This is a genomic window from Bradyrhizobium sp. B097, assembly GCF_038957035.1.
Lineage (GTDB): Bacteria > Pseudomonadota > Alphaproteobacteria > Rhizobiales > Xanthobacteraceae > Bradyrhizobium.
This window is the reverse complement of the sequence record NZ_CP152412.1, coordinates 4,129,119-4,151,042: the sequence shown is the minus strand read 5'-3', so window position 1 is coordinate 4,151,042 and position 21,924 is coordinate 4,129,119. Positions and strand designations below refer to the sequence as shown.

At 64.7% G+C, this 21,924-nt stretch carries 21 protein-coding genes; 12 read left to right on the top strand and 9 right to left on the bottom strand.

Going from position 1 to position 21,924, the window contains the following annotated elements; all coding sequences use genetic code 11:
- Nucleotides 1-120: 120 nt before the first annotated feature.
- Nucleotides 121-894: a glucose 1-dehydrogenase gene (locus tag AAFG07_RS19465; RefSeq protein ID WP_171947609.1), complete on the bottom strand. Its 774-nt coding sequence runs from the start codon at nucleotides 892-894 to the stop codon at nucleotides 121-123.
- 109 nt (nucleotides 895-1,003) lie between these two features.
- Between AAFG07_RS19465 and AAFG07_RS19460 the strand changes: the two genes are divergently transcribed.
- Nucleotides 1,004-1,477, top strand: a complete 474-nt coding sequence (locus tag AAFG07_RS19460; protein ID WP_342728657.1) for a helix-turn-helix domain-containing protein — start codon at nucleotides 1,004-1,006, stop codon at nucleotides 1,475-1,477.
- Nucleotides 1,478-1,867: 390 nt separating this feature from the next.
- Here the strand turns inward: AAFG07_RS19460 and AAFG07_RS19455 are convergent, their stop codons facing one another.
- Nucleotides 1,868-2,119 carry a hypothetical protein gene (locus tag AAFG07_RS19455; RefSeq protein WP_342728656.1) on the bottom strand — a complete coding sequence of 84 codons (252 nt, stop codon included), beginning with the start codon at nucleotides 2,117-2,119 and terminating at the stop codon, nucleotides 1,868-1,870.
- A 229-nt stretch (nucleotides 2,120-2,348) separates the two neighbouring features.
- Here AAFG07_RS19455 and topA point away from each other — a divergent pair, with 229 nt between their 5' ends.
- The 7 genes from topA to AAFG07_RS19420 all read left to right on the top strand — a co-directional run bounded on the left by topA (nucleotide 2,349) and on the right by AAFG07_RS19420 (nucleotide 11,220).
- Nucleotides 2,349-5,144, top strand: coding sequence for a type I DNA topoisomerase (topA, locus tag AAFG07_RS19450; protein ID WP_342728655.1), 2,796 nt, complete (start codon nucleotides 2,349-2,351; stop codon nucleotides 5,142-5,144).
- Nucleotides 5,145-7,505, top strand: coding sequence for a ribonuclease R (gene rnr / locus AAFG07_RS19445; protein WP_342728654.1), 2,361 nt, complete (start codon nucleotides 5,145-5,147; stop codon nucleotides 7,503-7,505).
- Entirely contained in the window at nucleotides 7,496-7,933 is a 438-nt protein-coding gene (locus tag AAFG07_RS19440) for a DUF983 domain-containing protein (RefSeq protein ID WP_342728653.1), read from the top strand. The genes rnr and AAFG07_RS19440 overlap by 10 nt, the downstream gene beginning before the upstream one ends.
- A 36-nt stretch (nucleotides 7,934-7,969) precedes the next feature.
- Nucleotides 7,970-8,719 (top strand): NUDIX domain-containing protein, encoded by a 750-nt coding sequence (locus tag AAFG07_RS19435; protein ID WP_074128929.1) that lies wholly within the window; start codon nucleotides 7,970-7,972, stop codon nucleotides 8,717-8,719.
- A gap of 239 nt (nucleotides 8,720-8,958) precedes the next feature.
- Entirely contained in the window at nucleotides 8,959-10,284 is a 1,326-nt protein-coding gene (locus AAFG07_RS19430; RefSeq protein ID WP_342728652.1) for an LLM class flavin-dependent oxidoreductase, read from the top strand.
- 128 nt (nucleotides 10,285-10,412) lie between these two features.
- Nucleotides 10,413-10,580 carry a 50S ribosomal protein L33 gene (gene rpmG, locus AAFG07_RS19425; RefSeq protein ID WP_018271988.1) on the top strand — a complete coding sequence of 56 codons (168 nt, stop codon included), beginning with the start codon at nucleotides 10,413-10,415 and terminating at the stop codon, nucleotides 10,578-10,580.
- A 109-nt stretch (nucleotides 10,581-10,689) separates the two neighbouring features.
- The gene (locus tag AAFG07_RS19420; RefSeq protein WP_342728651.1) at nucleotides 10,690-11,220 is read left to right on the top strand and encodes a hypothetical protein; all 531 of its coding nucleotides are present in this window, start codon (nucleotides 10,690-10,692) and stop codon (nucleotides 11,218-11,220) included.
- Here the strand turns inward: AAFG07_RS19420 and AAFG07_RS19415 are convergent.
- The 3 genes from AAFG07_RS19415 to AAFG07_RS19405 all read right to left on the bottom strand — a co-directional run bounded on the left by AAFG07_RS19415 (nucleotide 11,217) and on the right by AAFG07_RS19405 (nucleotide 14,549).
- Entirely contained in the window at nucleotides 11,217-11,414 is a 198-nt protein-coding gene (locus tag AAFG07_RS19415; RefSeq protein ID WP_342728650.1) for a hypothetical protein, read from the bottom strand. The two genes, AAFG07_RS19420 and AAFG07_RS19415, sit on opposite strands and share 4 nt — an antisense overlap.
- A gap of 2 nt (nucleotides 11,415-11,416) precedes the next feature.
- Complete coding sequence (locus AAFG07_RS19410) at nucleotides 11,417-12,814, bottom strand: ammonium transporter (protein WP_342728649.1); 1,398 nt, start codon at nucleotides 12,812-12,814, stop codon at nucleotides 11,417-11,419.
- A 502-nt stretch (nucleotides 12,815-13,316) separates the two neighbouring features.
- Nucleotides 13,317-14,549: an MFS transporter gene (locus AAFG07_RS19405; RefSeq protein WP_342728648.1), complete on the bottom strand. Its 1,233-nt coding sequence runs from the start codon at nucleotides 14,547-14,549 to the stop codon at nucleotides 13,317-13,319.
- A 133-nt stretch (nucleotides 14,550-14,682) separates the two neighbouring features.
- Here AAFG07_RS19405 and AAFG07_RS19400 point away from each other — a divergent pair, with 133 nt between their 5' ends.
- Nucleotides 14,683-15,285, top strand: coding sequence for a TetR/AcrR family transcriptional regulator (locus tag AAFG07_RS19400; protein ID WP_342728647.1), 603 nt, complete (start codon nucleotides 14,683-14,685; stop codon nucleotides 15,283-15,285).
- A gap of 128 nt (nucleotides 15,286-15,413) precedes the next feature.
- Entirely contained in the window at nucleotides 15,414-16,619 is a 1,206-nt protein-coding gene (locus AAFG07_RS19395) for a serine hydrolase domain-containing protein (protein ID WP_342728646.1), read from the top strand.
- Nucleotides 16,620-16,720: 101 nt separating this feature from the next.
- Here the strand turns inward: AAFG07_RS19395 and AAFG07_RS19390 are convergent, their stop codons facing one another.
- Both AAFG07_RS19390 and AAFG07_RS19385 read right to left on the bottom strand, forming a co-directional pair.
- The gene (locus AAFG07_RS19390) at nucleotides 16,721-18,094 is read right to left on the bottom strand and encodes a PleD family two-component system response regulator (RefSeq protein WP_342728645.1); all 1,374 of its coding nucleotides are present in this window, start codon (nucleotides 18,092-18,094) and stop codon (nucleotides 16,721-16,723) included.
- 15 nt (nucleotides 18,095-18,109) lie between these two features.
- Complete coding sequence (locus AAFG07_RS19385; RefSeq protein ID WP_016845968.1) at nucleotides 18,110-18,475, bottom strand: response regulator; 366 nt, start codon at nucleotides 18,473-18,475, stop codon at nucleotides 18,110-18,112.
- Between the two features lie 228 nt (nucleotides 18,476-18,703).
- Between AAFG07_RS19385 and AAFG07_RS19380 the strand changes: the two genes are divergently transcribed.
- Nucleotides 18,704-19,003 (top strand): DUF3572 domain-containing protein, encoded by a 300-nt coding sequence (locus tag AAFG07_RS19380; RefSeq protein ID WP_342729190.1) that lies wholly within the window; start codon nucleotides 18,704-18,706, stop codon nucleotides 19,001-19,003.
- Nucleotides 18,982-20,298, top strand: coding sequence for a DNA polymerase IV (locus AAFG07_RS19375; protein WP_342728644.1), 1,317 nt, complete (start codon nucleotides 18,982-18,984; stop codon nucleotides 20,296-20,298). The genes AAFG07_RS19380 and AAFG07_RS19375 overlap by 22 nt, the downstream gene beginning before the upstream one ends.
- Nucleotides 20,299-20,395: 97 nt before the next feature.
- Here the strand turns inward: AAFG07_RS19375 and AAFG07_RS19370 are convergent, their stop codons facing one another.
- Complete coding sequence (locus tag AAFG07_RS19370; protein ID WP_212013274.1) at nucleotides 20,396-20,797, bottom strand: RidA family protein; 402 nt, start codon at nucleotides 20,795-20,797, stop codon at nucleotides 20,396-20,398.
- Nucleotides 20,798-21,019: 222 nt separating this feature from the next.
- On the bottom strand, nucleotides 21,020-21,883 hold the full coding sequence (locus AAFG07_RS19365) for a cell envelope integrity EipB family protein (RefSeq protein WP_342728643.1): 864 nt from the start codon (nucleotides 21,881-21,883) through the stop codon (nucleotides 21,020-21,022).
- Between the last annotated feature and the right edge of the window lie 41 nt (nucleotides 21,884-21,924).

Genomic DNA, 21,924 nt, shown 5'->3' with positions numbered 1-21,924 from the left:
CGCCCATTCAGGAGTCCGGCGAGTACGTCAAAGGTTCAATACGCGTGATATTAGTCACGCACGAAATCGGCCGGTGTGAACCGCTTCACACCGGCCGATCGTTACAATGAGAAACGAAGTTTAGCCGCGATAGATCGGCGCGCCGGCGGGAGATGCCGTTGCACCGCCATCGATAAACAGTTCCTGCCCCTGCACATGCGCCGCGTCGTCGGACGCGAGGAACAACACCGTCTTCGAGATGTGATCGGGTTCACCGATACGTCCGAGCGGCGTGGACTTGCCGATCCGCTGCTCGAACGCTTTCTCGGCCTCGGGCGTCGCGATGGCCGCGCCCCAGATCGGCGTCCGCACCGCGCCCGGCGCCACCACGTTGACGCGGATGTTGCGCGGCGACAGTTCTGACGCCATCACCCGCGCCATCGCGCGCACGCCGGCCTTGCTCGCGGCATAGGCCGAATAGCCGGGATTGCCGAGCACCGAAATCACCGAGCCGTTGAGGATGATCGAAGCGCCGTCGTTGAGATACGGCGCGACCGCCTGCACGGTGAAGAACACGCCGGTGAGATTGGTGCGGATCACATTTTCGAATGCAGCAAGCGTGGTGCCGCCGACCGGCGTCTGGCCGGGAATGCCGGCATTGGCGAACAGCACGTCGTACTTGCCGAACTTCTCCGCGCCCTGCTTCACCGCGGCTTCCAGCGCCGCGACATCGGTGGCATCGGCCACCACCGCGAGCGCATTCGGTCCGAGTTCCCGCGCCGCCGCCGCGAGCGTCTCCTTGTTGCGCCCGGTGATGACGACCTTGGCGCCCTCGGCGACGAACAGCTTTGCCGTCGCAAGCCCGATGCCGCTGTTGCCGCCGGTGATCAACGCCGTCTTGTTTGCCAGTCTCATGTCCGCCTCCAGTTGGTTGCATTATTAAACTTCGTTGCCTACCTAGGGCATCAGGTTTAATATTGCAACCACACAAGACCGTGATGGCCCGACTTTCGGAGCGTGCGTCGTGAAGAGAACCAGCCTTGCAGGCGACAGCTGTCCGGTGGCCCGCGCACTCGACGTGTTCGGCGACTGGTGGTCGCTCCTGATCATCCGCGACGCCAGCCTCGGCCGGCGCCGTTTCGGCGAATTCCAGGCCAGCCTCGGGCTTGCGAAGAACATCCTCGCCACCCGGCTGCGCACGCTGGTCGAGCGCGGCATCCTGAAAACGGTCCCCGCCTCCGACGGCAGCGCCTATCAGGAATACGTCTTGACGCCGAAGGGCCACGGCATCTTTCCGATCCTGGTCGCGCTCCGGCAATGGACCGAGGAGTTCGACGAGCATCCGGACGAGATCGCGACCATCATGGTCGACCGCGACAAGGGCAAGCCGGTGAAGAAGCTCGCGCTGCTTTCGCAGGACGGACGCGTGCTGGGGGCTGCCGATACGACGTTGAAGCCGCGGCCTGCGGCGAAGCGCGCGCGGAGCGTGTCGGCGTAGCTCCATCCGCGATTGCTCGGGCCCCATAGGTGCGATCGGCACCCGGCTTTCCCTGCGTCCTCTATTCTCAGAGCGGCGAAACGAAGAGCCTCGGGCAACTCATGTCGCGAGAATGCGAAGCTGCGTCCCCACCCACACTGTCATCGCGCGGCTCGACCGGGCGATGACACTGAAGATGGGGTTCGCCAATGGCGGCGCGTTGCATCGCGCGCGACCCATCCCCATCGTCGTCCTGGCGAAAGCCAGGACCCATTACCCCAAACCTCAATTGGTGCGCGACGCTGGGGCCTCGATCACGCTCATCGCCGAACACGGTGGCTATGGGTCCTGGCTTTCGCCAGGACGACGAATGGAGAAAGCCCTGCGAACAAGGCCGGCCCTGTCACACCCTCACGACAGCTTCCTTCGGCTGCGCGCGCGCAATTGCTCGTCGGCCTCCAGGCGGGTCATCGCGAGCAGATGGTCGAGGACTTCGAATTTGTGGCGCTGGGCGAGTTTGGCGAGCTCGGTCGCGGCCGCTGCGATCAGGACCAGGGCGTCATCCGGGCCGCCCTCCCCACCTGGCTCCCCACCTGGCTCGTCGCCCTCCGGTCGCCGTCGGCCGGACGGCTTGGGCTTGCGCCCACCCCCTGTGCTGCTCAAAAGGCCTAATCCGATTCCCACCCAATATATAAAGAGATACGCCGTTTCCGGCCGCAACTCTAGGACGCATTTTTCAACCCTTGGGATAGGAACTCCACAGCCTGAGCCCTGCCTTCAATATCTGACGATTTGACACCGACCGCCCCAGCACCCATGTTCGCCCCGACACGGCGGGCCGCGAGTCTAGCGGAACCAGCCTTCAAGTTTTCCCGTAAGCTATTGGAATGACATGAATATCGTCATTGTGGAGTCGCCTGCCAAGGCCAAGACGATCAACAAATATCTGGGGTCCTCCTACGAGGTCCTGGCGTCGTTTGGCCATGTTCGCGACCTCCCGGCCAAGAACGGTTCGGTGGATCCGGACGCCAATTTCCAGATGATCTGGGAGGTCGATGCCAAGGCCGCCGGCCGGCTGAACGACATCGCCAAGGCGCTCAAGGGGGCCGACCGCCTGATTCTGGCGACCGACCCTGATCGCGAGGGCGAAGCGATCTCCTGGCACGTGCTGGAGGTGATGAAGGAGAAGCGCGCGCTGAAGGACCAGAAGGTCGAGCGCGTCGTGTTCAATGCCATCACCAAGCAGGCGGTCACCGACGCCATGAAGGCGCCGCGCCAGATCGACGGCGCGCTGGTCGACGCCTATATGGCGCGCCGCGCGCTGGACTATCTGGTCGGCTTCACCCTCTCCCCCGTGCTGTGGCGCAAGCTGCCCGGCGCCCGCTCCGCCGGCCGCGTGCAGTCGGTCGCGCTGCGGCTGGTCTGCGACCGCGAGCTCGAGATCGAGAAGTTCGTGCCGCGGGAGTACTGGTCGCTGGTCGCGACGCTGCTGACGCCGCGCGGCGAAGCCTTCGAGGCCCGGCTGGTCGGCGCCGACGGCAAGAAGATCGCACGGCTCGACATCGGCTCCGGCGCAGAAGCCGAGGACTTCAAGAAGGCGATCGAGGCCGCGCTGTTCAAGATCGCGACCGTCGAGGCGAAGCCGGCCCGGCGCAATCCGCAGGCGCCCTTCACCACCTCGACCCTGCAGCAGGAAGCCAGCCGCAAGCTCGGCTTCGCGCCGGCGCACACCATGCGCATCGCGCAGCGGCTGTATGAGGGCATCGACATCGGCGGCGAGACCACCGGTCTCATCACCTATATGCGAACCGACGGCGTGCAGATCGATCCGTCCGCGATCACCCAGGCCCGCAAGGTGATCGGCGAGGATTACGGCAACGCCTATGTGCCGGACGCTCCACGCCAGTACCAGGCCAAGGCCAAGAACGCGCAGGAAGCGCACGAAGCGATCCGCCCGACCGATCTGTCGCGTCGCCCGGCCACCATCGGCCGCAGGCTCGATACCGATCAGGCGCGGCTCTACGAACTGATCTGGAAGCGCACCATTGCGAGCCAGATGGAATCAGCCGAGCTGGAGCGCACCACCGTCGACATCGAGGCCAAGGCCGGCGCCCGCGTGCTGGAGCTGCGCGCCTCCGGCCAGGTCATCAAGTTCGACGGCTTCCTCGCGCTCTACCAGGAAAGCCGCGACGACGAGGAGGACGAGGATTCGCGCCGCCTGCCCGCGATGAGCCAGGGCGAGGCGGTGAAGCGCCAGAGCCTTGCCGTCACCCAGCACTTCACCGAGCCGCCACCGCGTTTCTCGGAAGCATCATTGGTGAAGCGGATGGAAGAGCTCGGCATCGGCCGTCCCTCGACCTACGCCTCGATCCTGCAGGTGCTCAAGGACCGCGGTTACGTCAAGCTTGAGAAGAAGCGGTTGCACGGCGAGGACAAGGGCCGCGTCGTGGTCGCGTTCCTGGAGAACTTCTTCTCGCGCTACGTGGAGTACGACTTCACGGCCGATCTAGAGGAACAGCTCGATCGCGTCTCCAACAACGAGATCGGCTGGCAGCAGGTGCTGCACGATTTCTGGCGCGGCTTCATCGGTGCGGTCAACGACATCAAGGATCTCCGCGTCGCCGAGGTGCTCGATGCGCTCGACGAAATGCTCGGCCCGCATATCTATCCGCCGCGCGCGGATGGCGGCGACGTCAGGCAGTGCCCGACCTGCGGCACCGGCCGGCTCAACCTCAAGGCCGGCAAGTTCGGCGCCTTCGTCGGCTGCTCGAACTATCCGGAATGCCGCTACACCCGCCCGCTCGCGGCCGACAGCGCCGAGAGCGCAGATCGCGTGCTCGGCACCGATCCCGACACCGGGTTCGACGTCACGGTGAAGGCAGGCCGGTTCGGCCCCTACATCCAGCTCGGCGAGCAGAAGGATTACGCCGAGGGCGAGAAGCCGAAGCGCGCCGGCATTCCAAAAGGCACCTCGCCTGCCGATGTCGATCTCCAGCTGGCGCTGAAGCTGTTGTCGCTGCCGCGCGAGATCGGCAAGCATCCGGAGACCGGCGAGCCGATCACCGCCGGCCTCGGCCGGTTCGGGCCGTTCGTGAAGCACGAGAAGACCTATGCCAGCCTCGAGGCCGGCGACGAGGTCTTCGACATCGGCTTGAACCGCGCCGTCACGCTGATCGCGGAGAAGATCGCCAAGGGCCCGAGCGGCCGCCGCTTCGGCGCCGATCCGGGCAAACCGCTCGGCGACCACCCGACGCTCGGCGCCGTCGCGCTGAAGAACGGCCGCTACGGCGCCTATGTCGCAGCCGGTGGCGTCAATGCGACGATCCCGAGCGACCGCACTCCGGACGAGATCACGCTCGCGGAAGCGATCGCGCTGATCGACGAGCGCGCGGCCAAGGGCAGCGGCAAGAAGGCCAAGAAGGCGAAGGCGGAGAAGCCCGCCAAGGCCAAGAAGGCCAAGTCTGAAAAGGCAACGTCTGAAAAGGCAGGGTCTGAAGAGACCGACGGCGACGCCGAGGCCAAGCCTGCCAAGAAGGCTGCGTCAAAGAAGGCCGCGGCGAAGCCGAAAACGGATGCGACCAGCAAGGCGCGCGCGCCGGTCGCCTCCGGTGCCAAGACGTCGCCTGCAAAGTCATCGGCACCAGCGAAAGCGCCCGCGAAGAAGAGCGCCGGCAAGGCAAGAGGATAAGTGAAACGAAAACCCGACCATGGCTTTCCGGGCCGGGACGCCATCGTCGCCTTCATCCGCGCCAATCCAGGCAAGGTCGGCACCCGCGAGATCGCGCGCGAGTTCGGCCTGAAGAACGCCGACCGCATCGAGTTGAAGCGGATCCTCCGCGAACTCGCCGACGACGGCACGGTCGCCAAGCGCCGCCGCAAGATCCACGAGCCGGCGGCGCTGCCGCCGACCCTGCTCGCCGACATCACCGGCCGCGACAGCGACGGCGAGTTGATCGCGACGCCCGCCGAGTGGGACTCGGAAGACGGCACCGCCCCGAAAATCCGCATCGAGACGCCGCGGCGGCCAAAGCCCGGCACCACGGCCGGCGTCGGCGACCGCGCGCTGCTCCACGTCGAGGTGACCGACGAGAACGACGGCACGCCCTATCGCGGCCGCGTCATCAAGGTGATCGATCACGGCCGCACGCGCATCCTCGGCATCTTCCGCAAGAACCCTGATGGCGGCGGGCGCCTGATCCCGGTCGACAAGAAGCAGGCCGGCCGCGAGCTCAATATCGCCAAGGCCGACAGCAGCGACGCCGAGGACGGCGATCTCATCAGTGTCGACCTGATCCGCACCCGCGGCTACGGGCTCGCCTCCGCCCGGGTCAAGGAGCGGCTCGGCTCGATCGCCAGCGAGAAGGCGATCAGCCTGATCGCGATCAACACCCACGACATCCCGCAGGTGTTCTCCGCCGCCGCCGTGCGCGAATCCGAGGAAGCAAAACCGGCGACCTTGCAGGGCCGCGAGGACTGGCGCGACGTGCCGCTCGTCACCATCGATCCGCCCGATGCCAAGGATCACGACGACGCCGTTCATGCCGAGGTCGACCTCGATCCGAACAACAAGGGCGGCTTCACCGTCCATGTCGCGATCGCCGACGTCGCCTTCTATGTGCGGCCCGGCTCGGCGCTCGACCGCGACGCGCTGCTGCGCGGCAACTCGGTGTATTTTCCCGATCGCGTGGTGCCGATGCTGCCCGAGCGGATCTCCAACAATCTCTGCTCGCTGGTGCCGGGCGAACCGCGTGGTGCACTCGCGGTGCGGATGGTGATCGGCGCCGACGGCCGCAAGCGCTCGCATACGTTCCATCGCGTGCTGATGCGCTCGGCAGCAAAGCTTGCCTACGCGCAGGCACAGGCCGCGATCGATGGCAGGCCTGATGACACGACGGGTCCCCTGCTCGATCCGATCCTCAAACCGCTGTGGTCGGCCTACGAGCTGGTCAAGCTCGCACGCAACGAGCGCGACCCGCTCGATCTCGATCTGCCCGAGCGCAAGATCCTGCTGAAGGGCGACGGCACCGTCGATCGGGTGATCGTGCCGCAGCGGCTTGATGCGCACCGGCTGATCGAGGAGTTCATGATCCTCGCCAACGTCGCTGCGGCCGAGATGCTGGAGAAGAAGGCGCTGCCGCTGATCTATCGCGTGCATGACGAGCCGAGCCAGGAGAAGGTGCACAACCTCCAGGAATTCCTGAAGACGCTCGACCTGCCCTTCACCAAGCAGGGCGCGCTGCGTCCGACGCAATTCAATCGCGTGCTGGCGCAGGTTGCCGGCGAGGATTACGAACCGCTGGTCAACGAGGTGGTGCTGCGCTCGCAGGCGCAGGCCGAATACTCCGCCGAGAACTACGGCCATTTCGGCTTGAACCTGCGCCGCTACGCGCACTTCACCTCGCCGATCCGCCGCTACGCCGATCTGATCGTGCATCGCGCGCTCATCCGCGCGCTCGGCCTTGGTGAAGGCGCCTTGCCGACCGATGAGAGCGTGGAGACGCTGGCCGAGATCGCCGCGCAGATTTCCGTCACCGAGCGCCGCGCGATGAAGGCGGAGCGCGAGACCACCGACCGGCTGATCGCGCATTTCCTCGCCGATCGCATCGGCGCTTCGTTCCAGGGCCGCATTTCCGGCGTGACGCGAGCCGGCCTGTTCGTGAAGCTCGACGACACCGGCGCCGACGGCCTGATCCCGATCCGCACCATCGGCAGCGAGTATTTCAACTACGACGAAACCCGCCACGCGCTGATCGGCACGCGCAGCGGCGCCATGTATCGGCTCGGCGACGTCGTCGACGTGCGGCTGGTCGAGGCCGCGCCGGTGGCGGGCGCGCTGCGTTTTGAGCTATTATCCGAAGGTCAGGCAATTCCGCGCGGCAGAAAACGTGACGGCGCAGGGTCCGAGCGCCGCGCCGCAGGATTCGGCAAGGGGCCGAATAAAGGATCCAGCAAGAAGGCGCACAAGGAACGGAAGGCACGCAAGAAAAAGGACCGCAAGCCGGCGAAGCCGACATCCGGCAAATCGAAGCGAGGCAAGTCATGGAAGTGACACCGCCGACGGTGGCCTGGACTCGCGACTCTGTCGAGCCCGAGAAGCGCGACGTGTGGACCGCGATGAAGCGCGGGTTCCTCAGCCGTTGTCCGCGCTGCGGAAAAGGCAAACTGTTCCGCAAGTTTCTCAAATGCGACGGCCATTGCCCGGTCTGCGATCTCGATTTCACCCCGCATCGCGCCGACGATCTGCCTGCCTATCTCGTCATCGTCATTGTCGGCCATATGGTGGTACCGACCGCGCTGTGGATCGAGACCGACTACTCGCCGCCGGTGTGGCTGCAACTTGCGATCTATCTGCCGTTCACACTGTTCGCATCGCTGGCACTGTTGCAGCCGGTGAAGGGAGCCGTGATCGGCTTGCAATGGGCCCTGCGCATGCATGGCTTTGACGAGATTCCCCCTAGCGACATCCCGCCGGTCTAGCTAAACCGGGCCACAAGAAGAAATGAAAGGGATGAAATGACTGAAGCTGCCGCCCCTGCCGCCGTCGTCCACCAGGGCGAAAAGGAAGCCGATCATCACGCATACTTCCGGCCGAAGGATGCGGCGACGCTGATCCTGATCGATCGTTCCGGCGCCAAGCCGAAGGTCCTGGTCGGCAAGCGCCACGACAAGGTCGTGTTCATGCCGGGCAAATTCGTCTTCCCGGGCGGCCGCGTCGACAAGGCCGACAACCGCGTGCCGGTCGCAGCCCCGATCACGCCGGAGCTCGAAGCCAATCTGTTGAAGGGCAGCCCGAAGATCACACCCGGCCGCGCACGCGCGCTCGCCAATGCCGCGATCCGCGAAGCCTGCGAAGAGACCGGGCTCTGCCTCGGCCGCAAGGTCGAGAAGACGGCGAAGCTCGATGGCCCCTGGGCGCCGTTCGCCGACGCAGGACTCTTGCCCGATCCGTCCGGCCTGTTCCTGATCGCGCGTGCGATCACCCCGCCCGGCCGCGTCCGCCGCTTCGACACGCGCTTCTTCACCGCCGATGCCTCGACGATCGCGCATCGTGTCGAAGGCGTAGTGCATGCCGATGCCGAGCTGGTGGAGCTCGTGTGGGTCGAGATCGGCTCCGAGCCGCTCGCGGACGCGCATGCCATGACCAAGAACGTGCTCGCCGAACTCGACCGCCGTCTCGCCACCGGCCCGCTCCGTCACGACGCGCCGGTGCCGTTCTTCCATTTCTACGGCGGCAAGATGCACAAGGACGTGTTGGGGGCGTGATCATCCTCCCGTCATTCCCCGGTGCGCAATTGCGCACCTGAGGGCGCGACGCAGTCGCGAGCCCGGAATCCATCGGGCCGCAGAATCAATGGAGAAATGGATTCCGGGCTCGTCGCTTCGCGCCGCCCCGGAATGACGGCGTTGAGGAAGTGCCCAAAAACAAAATAATCTTCCCGATGGCGGGCCGCAAAACGCCTCCCTATCTGTTCCGCTAACGACATCAAGAACGGAACGGGGCAATGGCGAAGCGTCAACTCAAGCTCGGCGCATTCATGCGGCCGATCAGCATCCATACCGGCGCCTGGCGCTATCCCGGGGCCTGGCCCGACGCCAATTTCAACTTCGACCATATCAAGCAGCTGATCCGGAAGCTCGAGGCCGGCAAGTTCGACGCCTTCTTCATGGCCGACCATCTGGCCGTGCTGAACATGCCGATCAACGCGTTGAAGCGCAGCCACACCGTGACCTCGTTCGAGCCGTTCACCCTGCTGTCGGCGCTCGCGGCCGTCACCGAGAATATCGGCCTGATCGCGACCGGCTCGACCACCTTCGACGAGCCCTATCACGTCGCCCGCCGCTTCGCTTCGCTCGACCACATCTCCGGCGGCCGCGCCGGCTGGAATATCGTCACCACGTCCAATCCGGACGCCGCGTTGAATTTCGGCCTCGACGACCACATGGAGCACGCCGAGCGCTACAAGCGCGCCCGCGAGTTCTACGACGTCGTCACCGGACTGTGGGATTCCTTCGCCGACGACGCGTTCGTGCGCGATGTCGAGTCCGGGCTGTTCGTCGATCCCGACAAAATGCATGTGCTCAACCACAAGGGCAAATATCTCTCGGTGCGCGGCCCGCTGAACATCGCCCGCCCCGTGCAGGGCTGGCCGGTGATCGTGCAGGCCGGCGCGTCCGACGACGGCAGGCAGCTTGCGGCCGAGACGGCGGAGGCCGTGTTCACCGGCGGCGGCAGCCTTGCGGATGGACAGAAGCTCTATGCCGACATCAAGGGCCGCATGGAGAAAATCGGCCGCGATCCCGAGCACCTGAAGATCCTGCCCGGCGCCTTCGTCGTGGTCGGCGACAGCGTCGATGAAGCCAGGGAGAAGCGCGCGCTGCTCGACAGCCGCGTGCATTACGACAGCGCGATCGCCTCGCTCTCGGTGATCCTCGGCACCGATGCGTCCGCCTTCGATCCCGACGGGCAATTGCCGCCGATCCCGGAAACCAACGCCAGCAAGAGCGGCCGCCAGCGCCTCGTCGAGGTCGCCGCGCGCGATAAGCTCACCGTGCGCCAGCTCGCGCAGCGCGTCGGCGGCTATGGCGGGCTCGCCTTCGTCGGCACGCCGCAGACCATCGCCGACCAGATGGAGGAATGGCTGACCGGCCGCGGCAGCGACGGTTTCAACATCATGTTCCCCTATCTGCCGCAGGGCCTGTTCGAGTTCGTCGACAAGGTGGTGCCGGAACTGCAAAAGCGCGGGATTTACCGCACCGAGTACGAAGGGCGGACCCTGCGCGAGAATTTGGGCCTGCCGCGGCCCAAAAATCAGTTCTTCGGGGGGTAATCGGCCCGGATTCGGGATGGTTTTGGCTCGGAAATCCTTGACTTTGGACGGTTTCTGGCTAGTTTCCCGGCCAAACGCGGGCCGATTTGGCCGGCTCCCGATATCCCTGCAGTTTCGAGGTTTTGCACATGGCCAAAGCGGTCACCATCAAGGTCAAGCTCGTGTCGACGGCCGATACCGGCTTCTATTACGTCGCCAAGAAGAATTCGCGCACCATGACCGACAAGCTGGTCAAGAAGAAGTACGACCCGGTCGCGCGCAAGCACGTCGAGTTCAAGGAAGCCAAGATCAAGTAAGATCGCCTGCTTCTGATGTTTCAAACGGGGCCCTCGCGGCCCCGTTTTTGCTTTGTAGGCTTGCGTCATCCCGCATGATTCCCGGACCAGTCCCGGGTGCAGGGTTCAGATGATCGCAAGCTTGGACGAGGGAAACGCAGGCGGCTACTCGGTCGCCTACGGCCGCGAGGACATCTACTTTCCGGTCTATGTCACGGCCGCCCTGGCCGCGATCTTCCTGACCGCGAGCTGGATCACGGGCGAGATCTATTGGCTGGCGCCGGCGGCGGCGGCGGGCGGCTTCACCTACTACAACATCCCTCTGCTGGAGGCCGGTCGTCCGACCATCGGTGCCAACCAGTACGGCATCTTCATCCAGGCCTTTGGGCTGATTCGCTGGCGCGCCATCACGCGCATCGACCTCGTCGAAATCGCCGAGCGCGCGATGACCGTTCACGAGTTGCAGATCGCGCTCAACGGGCCGCTCGGCAGCGCGCTGGTGGCCGATTGGCGCAAGCGGCCGGCCTATCGGCTGCTGATGCGCATGCCGTGGCGCATGGACCATCGTGGCGTGGTCCGCGTCAGTCTCGAGCCATTCGACCGGACGCCCGACGAGATCCACCGGACGTTCCTCAGGATGTGGCGCTACTACCGGAGCTAGCCCTTGAACGCTTCATCACGCAGATGCGCGTCCGCGATCTCTGCATCCGGATTGTGCGTGATGGTCATGAACCAAATGAGGCTGAAGAACAGCGACCACGCTGTGTTCCAATAGAACCAGTTCATCGGATCACCTCGAACAGCTTTGATCCGCGTCAGCCGGCGAAGAACGCCGGCTGAGCGGAACGCCGCCAAGTCTACTGCACGACCTCGCCGTGCAGTGCCAGATCCAACCCTTCGCGCTCGATATCTCGCGTCACGCGAAGCCCGACGAAGAGATTGATCACGAACAGGATGATCAGGCTCACCACCGCATCATACACGAAAACCGTCGCGACGCCGATGCATTGATTGAGGAACTGCCCGGGATTTCCCTCCAGAACGCCGGCCGTACCACCATACTGCTCGACAGCGAACACCCCGGTCAGCAGCGCCCCGACGATGCCGCCGAGGGCATGGACGCCGAAGCAGTCCAGCGCGTCATCGTAGCTGAACAAGCGCTTCAAGCCGGTGCATCCCCAGTAGCAGCAGACGCCGGCGGCGATGCCGATGGCGAACGCACCGACCGGCCCGACGAAACCGGAGGCCGGCGTGATCGCGACGAGGCCCGCAACGGCACCCGAGCAGATGCCGACGACGGTCGGCTTGCCCTTCAGCGCCCATTCCACCAGCATCCAGGTGAAGGCCGCCACTGCTGTCGCTATCTGGGTCACCAGCATGGCCATGCCCGCCTGCATTCCGGCCGTGACGGCGGAGCCGGCGTTGAAGCCGAACCAGCCGACCCACAGCAGCGAGGCGCCGATGAAGGTCAGCACCATATTGTGCGCCGGCCCCGTCTCGACGCGCTTGCCGAGCATGATGGCGCACATCAGCCCCGCCACGCCGGCATTGATGTGCACCACGGTGCCGCCGGCGAAATCGAGAACCTTGACATAGGCGGCATCGTTGCCCGCCGAGAAGATCCCGTCAGGCCCCCAGACCCAATGCGCGATCGGCGCATAGACGAAGATCGCCCACAGCCCGATGAACCAGAGCATCGCCGAGAACTTCATTCGCTCGGCAAACGCGCCGGCAATCAGCGCCGGCGTGATGATGGCGAACGTCATCTGGAAGCAGATGTAAACCGACTCAGGGATGGTCGCGGCAAGCGGATTGGGATTGCCGATGCCACCCTTGCCGATGTCGCTCAGGATGTCCTTGAGGAACATGCGATCCAGACCGCCGATAAACGGCGTGCCGGCACGAAACGCCAGGCTGTAGGTTAGGACGGCAAACAGGATCGTGACCAGGCAGGTGACGGCGAAGCTGGTCATCACCGTGTCGCCGACATTCTTCTTGCGCACCATGCCGCCATAGAACAGGCCGAGCCCCGGGATCGTCATCATCAGGACGAGCGCGACGGACGTGAGCATCCAGGCGGTATCGCCGGAATTCGGTGTGCACTTCTCGAGAATCTTGCCGCCGCAGGCCGGCGGCGCCGCCGCCTCCTCAGCCAGCGCGAGGTCGCTGAACAGCAGGCAAAGAACGGCCACTCCCAGCAAGGCAACCAGGATTCTCACGAGCTTCTGGCGCGTATATGTCCCAGACTCCATCATCGTCCTCCCTTCACAAGAAATGCTGGTGTTCGGAATGGGTGCAGCGCGCTCCGCGCGTAAGCGCCGAAGGGCCATCTGCGCGCTCAGTTGTCGGGATATCTCGAAGTGCCGCGTTGCTGACGGCGCGAAGCAGCGAAGTCGTCGCGGCATCAGGCCGGACATAAGGCACAAGGGCTTCCTGCTCGGCGGCGCGGCGGAGGCCGTGGTGCGCGGATGGCTGGAGAATGACGGCGACTAGCCTCATCGCGGCCAGCCCTTCCCATGGGTCCCCAGGCCGGAACCGCAGCGGCGGCTTCCGGCACGATTTCTAGCCAAATTCAATCAAGATTCGTGCCACCGACGCGTGCGGCGTAACAGCTTGAAGACGCTGTGACTTTAATCCGCGTATAGAACGGCGTCGCGCTCCATTGCACGTTCTCGTAGCAGGCGATCGATGAAAAAATAGGCAGCATCCGACGACTGCCTTCGGGCGGGGCAGTCGCCGTCTGGCCGGGATCGGAAGCTAGGCGGCCTTGAGCAGCGGCGGTTGCGCCGGCCGGATCAGCGCGAAGGCGACCTGGATGATGCCACCGGCAAGACCGAGCGCGACGCCGATCCGCCAGGCCATGGTGTAAGAGCCGAGCGAGTCGTAGATCAGCCCGCCTCCGTAGGCGCCGAGGAAGCTGCCGACCTGGTGGCTCATGAAGGCAAGGCCCTGGATCATCGCCTGCCAGCGCAGCCCGAACATCTCGGCCACCGCACCCGCGACCAGCGGACCGACGCCCATCCAGAGGAAGCCCATGATGGCGCCGAACAGCAATGTCGAGCCCGGCGTCGCCGGCAGCATGAAGTACCAGGCGAGCGCCAGCGAGCGCAGGATGTAGATGCCGCCGAGCAGCGCGAGCTTGTTCCAGCGCTGGCCGGCCCAGCCGAAGAACAGCGAGCCCAGCACGTTGAAGCCGCCGATCATGCCGAGCGTCTGCGCGCTCAGCATCGGATCGAGCCCGCAGATCGCCAGATACGACGGCAGATGCGTGGTGAGGAAGACGAGTTGCATGCCGCAGACCATGTAGGCGCAGGTCATCACCACGAAGGACGCGTTGCCGAACGCGGTCTTCGCCGCGGTCGCCGCTGTGGCGTTGCCGATATCATCGGCCGAGGGCTTCGGCAGCGGGATCTTGTCGACGCGGCCGGCGTACAACGCGGCTGGAATCATCCCGATCGACAGGATGACGAATCCGGCAAGCCCGACGCGCCAACCGAACCCTTCATTGAGCATCTGGCCGATCGGCGCCGACAGCAGCGCACCGAGCGAGCCGGCCGCGGAGACCATGCCAAGCACTGTCGAGCGCACCGTCTCCGACACCGCGCGCGCCGCGACCGACATGGCGATCGCATTCGCGGTGCAGGCGAGCGACAGGCCGATCAGCACACCGGCGCCGATCATGATGGCGACGAGGCCGTGCGCCGTCGTCATCAGCACGAGGCCCGCGATATAGGCCAGCGCACCGACCATCATGATCGGGCGGAAGCCGTAACGCACCGTCATCGCGCCCGCCAGCGGCTGCAGGAAGCCCCAGGCGAGGTTCTGCACCGCCAGCGCCAAGGTGAAATGAGACACCGAGATACCGATGTCATGCGTCAGCGGCTGCATGAAGATGCCGAGGCTCTGCCGCAGCCCCATGCTCAGCGTGAGCATGATGGAGGCACCGATCAGAATGGGAAGCGTGGGACGCAGGACCTGCAACAGGGGCATTGTTCTTATTCTCCCATGATGGCGCGGCACGCGTGCCACGGACTGCGATTCACGCATGTTTTGGTTACACAGACCTGTGTACTTAGGCTATACAGGGGGCGACCTGTCAAGCGAAGAGGATCACGGCCGGCGCATGGCTTCCCCGCCTCCCAAACAGACCATGAAAGAGCGGATCCTCGAGACCGCCGACAAACTGTTCTACCTGCAGGGCATTCGCGCCATCGGCGTCGACACCATCGCGGCCGAGATCGGCATCAGCAAACGCACGCTCTACAATCACTTCCCGTCCAAGGACGCGCTGATCGAGGCCTATCTGAAGCGCCGCTTCGTGCAGCCCCGCCCCTCGGACAAGCCGCCGGCCGAGCAGATTCTCGCAACCTTCGATTCGCTGGAGCGGCGCTTCTCGGCGAAGGACTTTCGCGGCTGTCCGTTCGTGAACGCGGTTGCCGAGCTCGGACCGGACGACGAGGATCGCACCGTCCGCAATATCGCTGTGGCCTTCAAGGAAAGCCGCCGGGTCTGGTTTCGCGATCTGCTGCGGCAGCTTGGCGTCGCGGATGCCGAGGGGCTTGCGACCCAGCTGACGCTCCTGGTCGACGGCTCGATTGCGCAAGACCTCGTGCGCGACGATCCGGCCATGGCGCGCGCGGCGAAGGAAGCCGCCCGCGTGCTGCTGGCGAATGCGGGGGTCACAGTCGGCGGCGCCGCGCCTGCGGACAAGAAACGCACTGGATAAATCCGGTTGCGTACCCAAGTCCGGTTTGGTTGTTAGCGGTGAGGCACGCGACGGCATTCCAGATTGGATATTCCGTCCGGCGAGATTGACGACCGCGCGACAACCTGCGGCACAACTGAGGAACAACCATGGAAGATCTGAAGGTGACGGCCACCGGCTACGATTTCGCGCCGACGCGCGCCGCCATGCAGCGCTATATCGACAACAATCTGCTGTCCGGAATCTCCTGGTCGGTTCTGGTCGGGCGCGACATCGCCGACACGGGCTGCGTCGGATGGGCCGATAAGGAAGCGCAGACCCCGCTGCGCACCGACCACATCTTCCGGGTCTTCTCCAATACCAAGCTGATCACTTCCTGCGCGGCGCTGTTGCTGTTCGAGGATGGCCGTTTCCAGCTCGACGATCCGATCGAGAAATTCATCCCGCAGCTCCGTAACCGCAAGGTCCTGCTGAAAGGCGCGACGTCGATCGATCAAACCGAGCCCGCGAAGAGTTCGATCACCATCCGCCAATTGCTGAGCCACAGCGCCGGCTTGAGCTACGGTTTCTTCGATCCCGGCACCGTCATTTTCAAGGCGCTCAACGAGCGCGGCGTGCACAATCCCAATACGACCCTGGCTGAAATGGTCGACGTGTTGGCCGATTTGCCGCTGATCTATCAGCCGGGCACGTCGTGGGAATACTCGCTCGCGATCGACGTGGTGGCACGCCTGGTGGAGGTCGTCAGTGGCCAGACCTTCGACAAGTTCATCAAGGCGCGCATCCTCGACCCCCTCGGCATGGTCGATACCGGCTTCGTCGTTCCGGAAAGGGATCACGGCCGGCTCGTGGCCTACTACGCCGGCGCAGATCTGATGGAGCCGATGAAACCCGGTCTCACCCGCACCGACAATGCGCCCTTCCCCGGCGCCTATCTGCGCCCGGTCGCCAGGCTCAATGGCGGCGGTGGGCTGGTGTCGACGCTGCCCGACATGGTCGCGCTGATCCGGAGCCTGCTGCCCGGTGGACCGACGCTGCTGAAGCCGGACACCATCGCGATGATGATGTCCAACCAGTTGCCCGAAGGACAGTGGATCCGCTTTGCGATGATGGGCGAGCAACCCGGCAAGGCGCACGGACTTGCCGGTGGCCTGATCCTCACCCCCTCGCCGATCGATCATCCCGACGCAGCCGGTGAGTTCTACTGGGGCGGCGTCGCGGGCACGCAGTGGTGGATTTCGCCGAAGACGGGAATGGCCGGCGTCATGATGGCACAGCGCCAGATGGCGTTCGTCCATCCGTTCTCGTTCGAGTTCAAGCGGATGGCCTATGACGCGGTGAAGCGCGGGCGTTAAGGATGCTTCGTAGCCCGGATGGAGCGCAGCGAAATCCGGGTATCGCGCCAAATGCACAAGCGTCCCGGATTGCGCTTTGCTCCATCCGGGCTACAGACTGACTACGCCGCGGCGGAAACCACGCGGTTGCGGCCATCGTGCTTGGCGCGATAGAGCGCGGTGTCGGCGCGCTTGAGCACGTCGGTGACCTGCTCGCCCTTGCGCTCCAGCGTGGTCAGCCCGATCGAAATCGTGACCGTGATCCGCTTGCCACCCTTGTCGACGGCAAACGGCTCGCCCGCGATCGAGCGGCGCAGCCGCTCGGCGACCATGCCGGCGACATGCAAGTCCGTCTCCGGCATCACGATCACGAACTCCTCGCCGCCATAGCGGCACGCCAGATCGATGCCGCGGATCGACTTGCGGATGCGGACGGCGAATTCGCGCAGCACGTCGTCGCCGGCGTCATGGCCGTAGGTGTCGTTGATCGCCTTGAAGTAGTCGATGTCGAGGATCATCAGCGCCAGCGGCTTGCCGCGGATCGAAGCCTGCTCCGCCAAGGTCGCGAGATGGCTCTCCATGTAGCGCCGGTTATTGAGGCCGGTCAGCGCATCCGTGATCGCCATCTCGATCGAGTTCTGCACGTTGTCGCGCAGATGATCGGTGTAGCGGCGGCGGCGGATCTGGGTGCGCGCACGCGCCAGCAGCTCGTTCTTGTCGACCGGACGCAGCAGATAGTCGTTGACGCCGATCTCGAGCCCGCGCATCAGCCGCGCGTTGTTGTCGGCGTCCGAGACTGCAAGGATCGGCACCTGCCGCGTACGCTCCAGCGAGCGGGCCTGGCTGCACAGCCGCAGGCCATCGAAATTGTCGAGGCTGAGCGACACGATCAGGAGGTCGTAATTGCCCTCGGCGGCGTGGAACAAGGCTTCCGCCGGATTGGTTTCGACGTCGACGGTGTGCTCGGCGGAAAGGATTGGCGCCAGCTTCTCGTAGGACGACGGCCGGTCGTCGACCAGCAGGATGCGGCCGCCGGTGCCCCGGTCGGCGATCGCGCTACGCTCGGGCGCCTGCATGCCGATCTCGAGCGAGGTGATGGCGCGCATGCGCAGCTCATCGGTCATCATCTTCAGCCGCGTCAGCGAGCGCACGCGCGCGATCAGCACGACGTCGGACACCGGCTTGGTCAGGAAGTCATCGGCACCGGCTTCAAGGCCGCGCACGCGATCAGACGGACTGTCGAGCGCGGTGACGATGACGACGGGGATGAAATGGGTCGCCGGATTCGACTTCAAGCGGCGGCAGACCTCGAAGCCGTCCATATCGGGCATCATGACGTCGAGCAGGATGATGTCGCATTCGGCGCGCGCGCAGATCTCCAGCGCCTCGGTCCCGTTGGAAGCGGTCAGCACATCGAAATATTCGGCTGACAGCCGGGCTTCCAACAGCTTGACGTTCGCCGGAACGTCATCGACGACGAGGATACGCGCGGACATGGCACCACAACTCCCCTATCCGATAAAGCGTCGGACAGTCTCAATAAATTTCCCGACCGAGATCGGCTTGGACAAATAGGCTTCGCAGCCGCCCTCGCGGATGCGCTCTTCATCGCCCTTCATGGCGAAGGCGGTGACCGCGACCACCGGAATCGTGCGCAGGTCAGGATCGTCCTTGATCCAGCGCGTGACCTCCAGGCCGGAGACCTGGGGCAATTGAATATCCATCAGGATGAGATCGGGGCGCAGCTTGCGGACGAGATCAAGCGCTTCGAAGCCATTGCTGGTGCCCGAAGTCTGATAGCCATGCGCTTCCAACAGATCGCGAAAGAGCTTCATATTGAGCTCGTTGTCCTCCACGATCAGGACGGTTTTGGCCATCCCGTCCCTCCCAGACTTAGGAAACAGGCCCGGCTGCGGCACCTCACGCACCGCGCGCGGAGCGCGTCGAAAATGTGAATTCAAACTAGCGCCAGAATCGCTCTAACCCGTTAACCCGTAGTCCAACTTCCGCAGCGTGGTTTCCGTTGCTTGAACACACGCGGAAGACTCGGGCATGATGGGTTTCTCATTAGAGACCATAAGTTAACGGAAAGGCAAACCGGCGCGTTGAAAAAGCCTGTTCACAACCCCCGGGAAGTCGCTGAAATCGTTGCGATTCAGGCGCTAGGCTTCATTGCCGGCGATCCCGAGCGGCTGGGCTTGTTCCTGGCCGAAACCGGAATCGGTCCGGAGACGCTGCGGAACGCTGCGTCCAATCCTCAATTTCTTGCGAGCGTGCTCGATTTCGTGATGCGCGACGATGCCACCGTGAAGGCGTTCGCCGCGGCCTCCGAACTGCACCCGACCAACGTCGCTGCCGCCCACCAGGTGCTGGGCGACCCGAAGTGGGAGCGCGACGTGCCGTGACGACGGCAGCGCCAGCTTCCGACAGCCCCCTCAGTTTCTGCCGAGACTGCCTCGGCGATCTCGATATCAAGGTGAAGCGATGCAGCCATTGCGGCTCGCCGCGGCTGGTCCGCCATCGCACCCTGCCCGCGCTGGCGCTGGCGCATATCGACTGCGACGCGTTCTATGCCACCGTCGAGAAGCGCGACAATCCTGACATCGCCGACCGCCCCGTCATCATCGGCGGCGGCAAGCGCGGCGTGGTGTCGGCGGCCTGCTACATCGCCCGCACCTACGGCGTCCGCTCGGCGATGCCGATGTTCAAGGCGCTGGAACTCTGCCCTGACGCGACCGTGATCCCGCCGGACATGGCGAAATATGTCCGGGTCGGGCGCGAGGTGCGCCAGGCCATGCAGGCGCTGACGCCGCTGGTCGAGCCGCTGTCGATCGACGAGGCCTTCCTCGATCTCTCCGGCACGCAGCGCGTCCACGGCATGATCCCGGCCAAGGTGCTCGCCAAGTTCGCCCGCGACGTCGAGCGCGAGATCGGCATCACGGTGTCGGTCGGGCTGTCCTGCAACAAGTTCCTCGCCAAGATCGCCTCCGACCTCGACAAGCCGAGGGGCTTCGCCGCGCTCGACCAGGACGAGGCGCGCGAGATGCTGGCCGGCAAGCCGGTCGGCTTCATCTACGGCGTTGGCCCTGCAACGCAAGAGAAGCTCGTGCAGCGCGGCTTCCGCGTCATTGCCGACCTGCAGCGCGCCGACGAGAACGAGCTGATGAAGCAGTTCGCGAGCGAAGGCCGCAGGCTGTGGCGGCTGGCGCGCGGCATCGACGACCGCAGCGTGGTGCCCGATCGCGGCGCCAAGACGATCTCGAGCGAGACCACCTTCGAGACCGATATCCGCGATTTCGCAATCCTGGAAAAACTGCTCTGGAAGCTGTCGGAGAAGACCTCGGCGCGGCTGAAGAGCAGCGACCTCTCGGGCTGCACCATCACGCTGAAGCTGAAGACCGCTGATTTCCGCCAGCGCACACGCTCGCAATCGATCCAGACGCCGACCCAATTGGCCGCAAAGATCTTTGCGGTGACGCGCGAGATGCTGGTGAAGGAGATCGACGGCACCGCCTTCCGCCTGATGGGCGCCGGCGTCAGCGCGCTGCGCCCGGGCGCGCAGGCCAACGATTCCGACATGCTCGACCGCCGCTCGGCGCACGCCGAACGCGCGATCGACAATCTGCGCAAGAAGTTCGGCAACGCCGCCGTGATCAGGGGCATTGCCTATGAGGGGCCGGGAAAGCCGGCGGAGGAGTAATCGATCGTCATGGCCGGGCTTGACCCGGCCATCCATCCAGAAAGATTCTTCGAAGAGCGATGGATGCGCGGGTCAAGCCCGCGCATGACGCCCCGTATCAATCCGCGACCGCGACCGCCTCGATCTCGATCAGCCATTCCGGCGCCGCGAGCGCGGTGACGCCGACGAGGGTCGAGGCCGGCGGCTCCATGCCCTCGAAGAATGCCGAGCGTGCCTTGCCGATGATCGGGCGAAGCTCCGGTTTGTAGCCGACGACGAAGGTCGTGATCTTGACGATATTGGAATAGCTCGCGCCGGCGGCTTTCAACGCCATGCCGAGGTTCTGCATCACCTGCGTCGTCTGAGCGGCAAGATCGCCGGCGCCGACCACCCGTCCCTCCTCGTCGGTGGAAACCTGTCCGGAAATGTAGATCGTGCGCGCCCCTGACGCGACCACGACGTGGGAGTAAGCCGGATTGTGATGCAGGCCGCTGGGGCGAAGATGGTCTGATTTGCTCATGATGTGCCTCCCTGACACGCGTGTTTTGGGAAGCGTACTCGTGTCTGATGGTTCCGGCCAGTGCGGTCTCCGCCGTCGTCCCGGCGAAGGCCGGGACCCATTACCACAGGGTTGAGTTGTTGAAGGAAGCTGTGGCCCCAGCGTCGCGCAATAACGACCTTCGGTGGCTATGGGTCCCGGCCTTCGCCGGGACGACACCGAGTGGGTGGCGATCGCCAGCCGTCACTTGCAGGGCTTGGAATCCCTGACGTCGAACTTGTCCAGCGCGCCCGAGATCACGAAATCGTTGTAATCCAGGACCAGCGCGCGGGAGACGCCGTTCTCGTAGAGCTCGAACGACATCGCGTAGACCGGCGTCTGCTCGCCATCCTTGGCCCGCGCGTCGCTGTCGTAATAGCTCACCGTCACCGGCCAGCGCGTCATGGTCTTCATCGCATCGCTCGCGGTCGACGGATCGGGCGATGACGGCGCGCGGTCGCCCGCGATCGGCCGGCCGATCACAGTCAGCGTGTTGTAGACCTTCTCGCCATTGTCGGAGCCGTCATAGACGGTCTGTTCGAGCACCGATTTGCCGTCGCGGGCGGCGGCGATGATGTGCTGGATCTGCTCGGTCGGGAACACGATCTTGCCGTCGAGATTGAACGTCTTCTTCACCGGCTGGGTCAGCTTCACGGTGATATGATCGCCCACACGCTCGGCGATACCGTCGACCGGCGACGAGTCGCTGTCGTTCATCCGCGTATCGATCTTGAAGCGGTAGCTCTTGCCAGAGGCGTCCTCCCAGGACGTGGAGCGCAGATCGGACAGCGTCACCTTGCCCTCGCCGCTGTCGAGTTCGGACACCTGGCGGAATTCGGAGGTGTAGCCTTCGCAGGAGCTGCCGGAGAAATTGTAGAGGATGCGCCCGCGCGCATCGCTGACCGAATTGGAGCCGCGCGATTTCACGAGGCTGAGATCGTACAGCGCCTGATGCGCCAGAAACGGCCCGCCGGCCGCAGCGGCTGCCCCATGAACCAGACCGGCTCCTGCGGCAACGGCGATCGTGAGCACCAGGGCACGCGACGGATTCCGAAACGGCAAGGTCATGGTTTTTCCTCGAGGAGGCAGGGATTCGCCACAATAGTGAC

Coding starts and splice junctions, on each gene's coding strand:
- AAFG07_RS19465 (WP_171947609.1), bottom strand. CDS start 894: ATGAGACTGGCAAACAAGACGGCGTTGATCACCGGCGGCAACAGCGGC.
- AAFG07_RS19390 (WP_342728645.1), bottom strand. CDS start 18,094: ATGTCCGCGCGTATCCTCGTCGTCGATGACGTTCCGGCGAACGTCAAG.
- AAFG07_RS19400 (WP_342728647.1), top strand. CDS start 14,683: ATGGCTTCCCCGCCTCCCAAACAGACCATGAAAGAGCGGATCCTCGAG.
- AAFG07_RS19410 (WP_342728649.1), bottom strand. CDS start 12,814: ATGATGGAGTCTGGGACATATACGCGCCAGAAGCTCGTGAGAATCCTG.
- AAFG07_RS19385 (WP_016845968.1), bottom strand. CDS start 18,475: ATGGCCAAAACCGTCCTGATCGTGGAGGACAACGAGCTCAATATGAAG.
- topA (WP_342728655.1), top strand. CDS start 2,349: ATGAATATCGTCATTGTGGAGTCGCCTGCCAAGGCCAAGACGATCAAC.
- AAFG07_RS19430 (WP_342728652.1), top strand. CDS start 8,959: ATGGCGAAGCGTCAACTCAAGCTCGGCGCATTCATGCGGCCGATCAGC.
- AAFG07_RS19435 (WP_074128929.1), top strand. CDS start 7,970: ATGACTGAAGCTGCCGCCCCTGCCGCCGTCGTCCACCAGGGCGAAAAG.
- AAFG07_RS19365 (WP_342728643.1), bottom strand. CDS start 21,883: ATGACCTTGCCGTTTCGGAATCCGTCGCGTGCCCTGGTGCTCACGATC.
- rpmG (WP_018271988.1), top strand. CDS start 10,413: ATGGCCAAAGCGGTCACCATCAAGGTCAAGCTCGTGTCGACGGCCGAT.
- AAFG07_RS19420 (WP_342728651.1), top strand. CDS start 10,690: ATGATCGCAAGCTTGGACGAGGGAAACGCAGGCGGCTACTCGGTCGCC.
- AAFG07_RS19370 (WP_212013274.1), bottom strand. CDS start 20,797: ATGAGCAAATCAGACCATCTTCGCCCCAGCGGCCTGCATCACAATCCG.
- AAFG07_RS19405 (WP_342728648.1), bottom strand. CDS start 14,549: ATGCCCCTGTTGCAGGTCCTGCGTCCCACGCTTCCCATTCTGATCGGT.
- AAFG07_RS19440 (WP_342728653.1), top strand. CDS start 7,496: ATGGAAGTGACACCGCCGACGGTGGCCTGGACTCGCGACTCTGTCGAG.
- AAFG07_RS19395 (WP_342728646.1), top strand. CDS start 15,414: ATGGAAGATCTGAAGGTGACGGCCACCGGCTACGATTTCGCGCCGACG.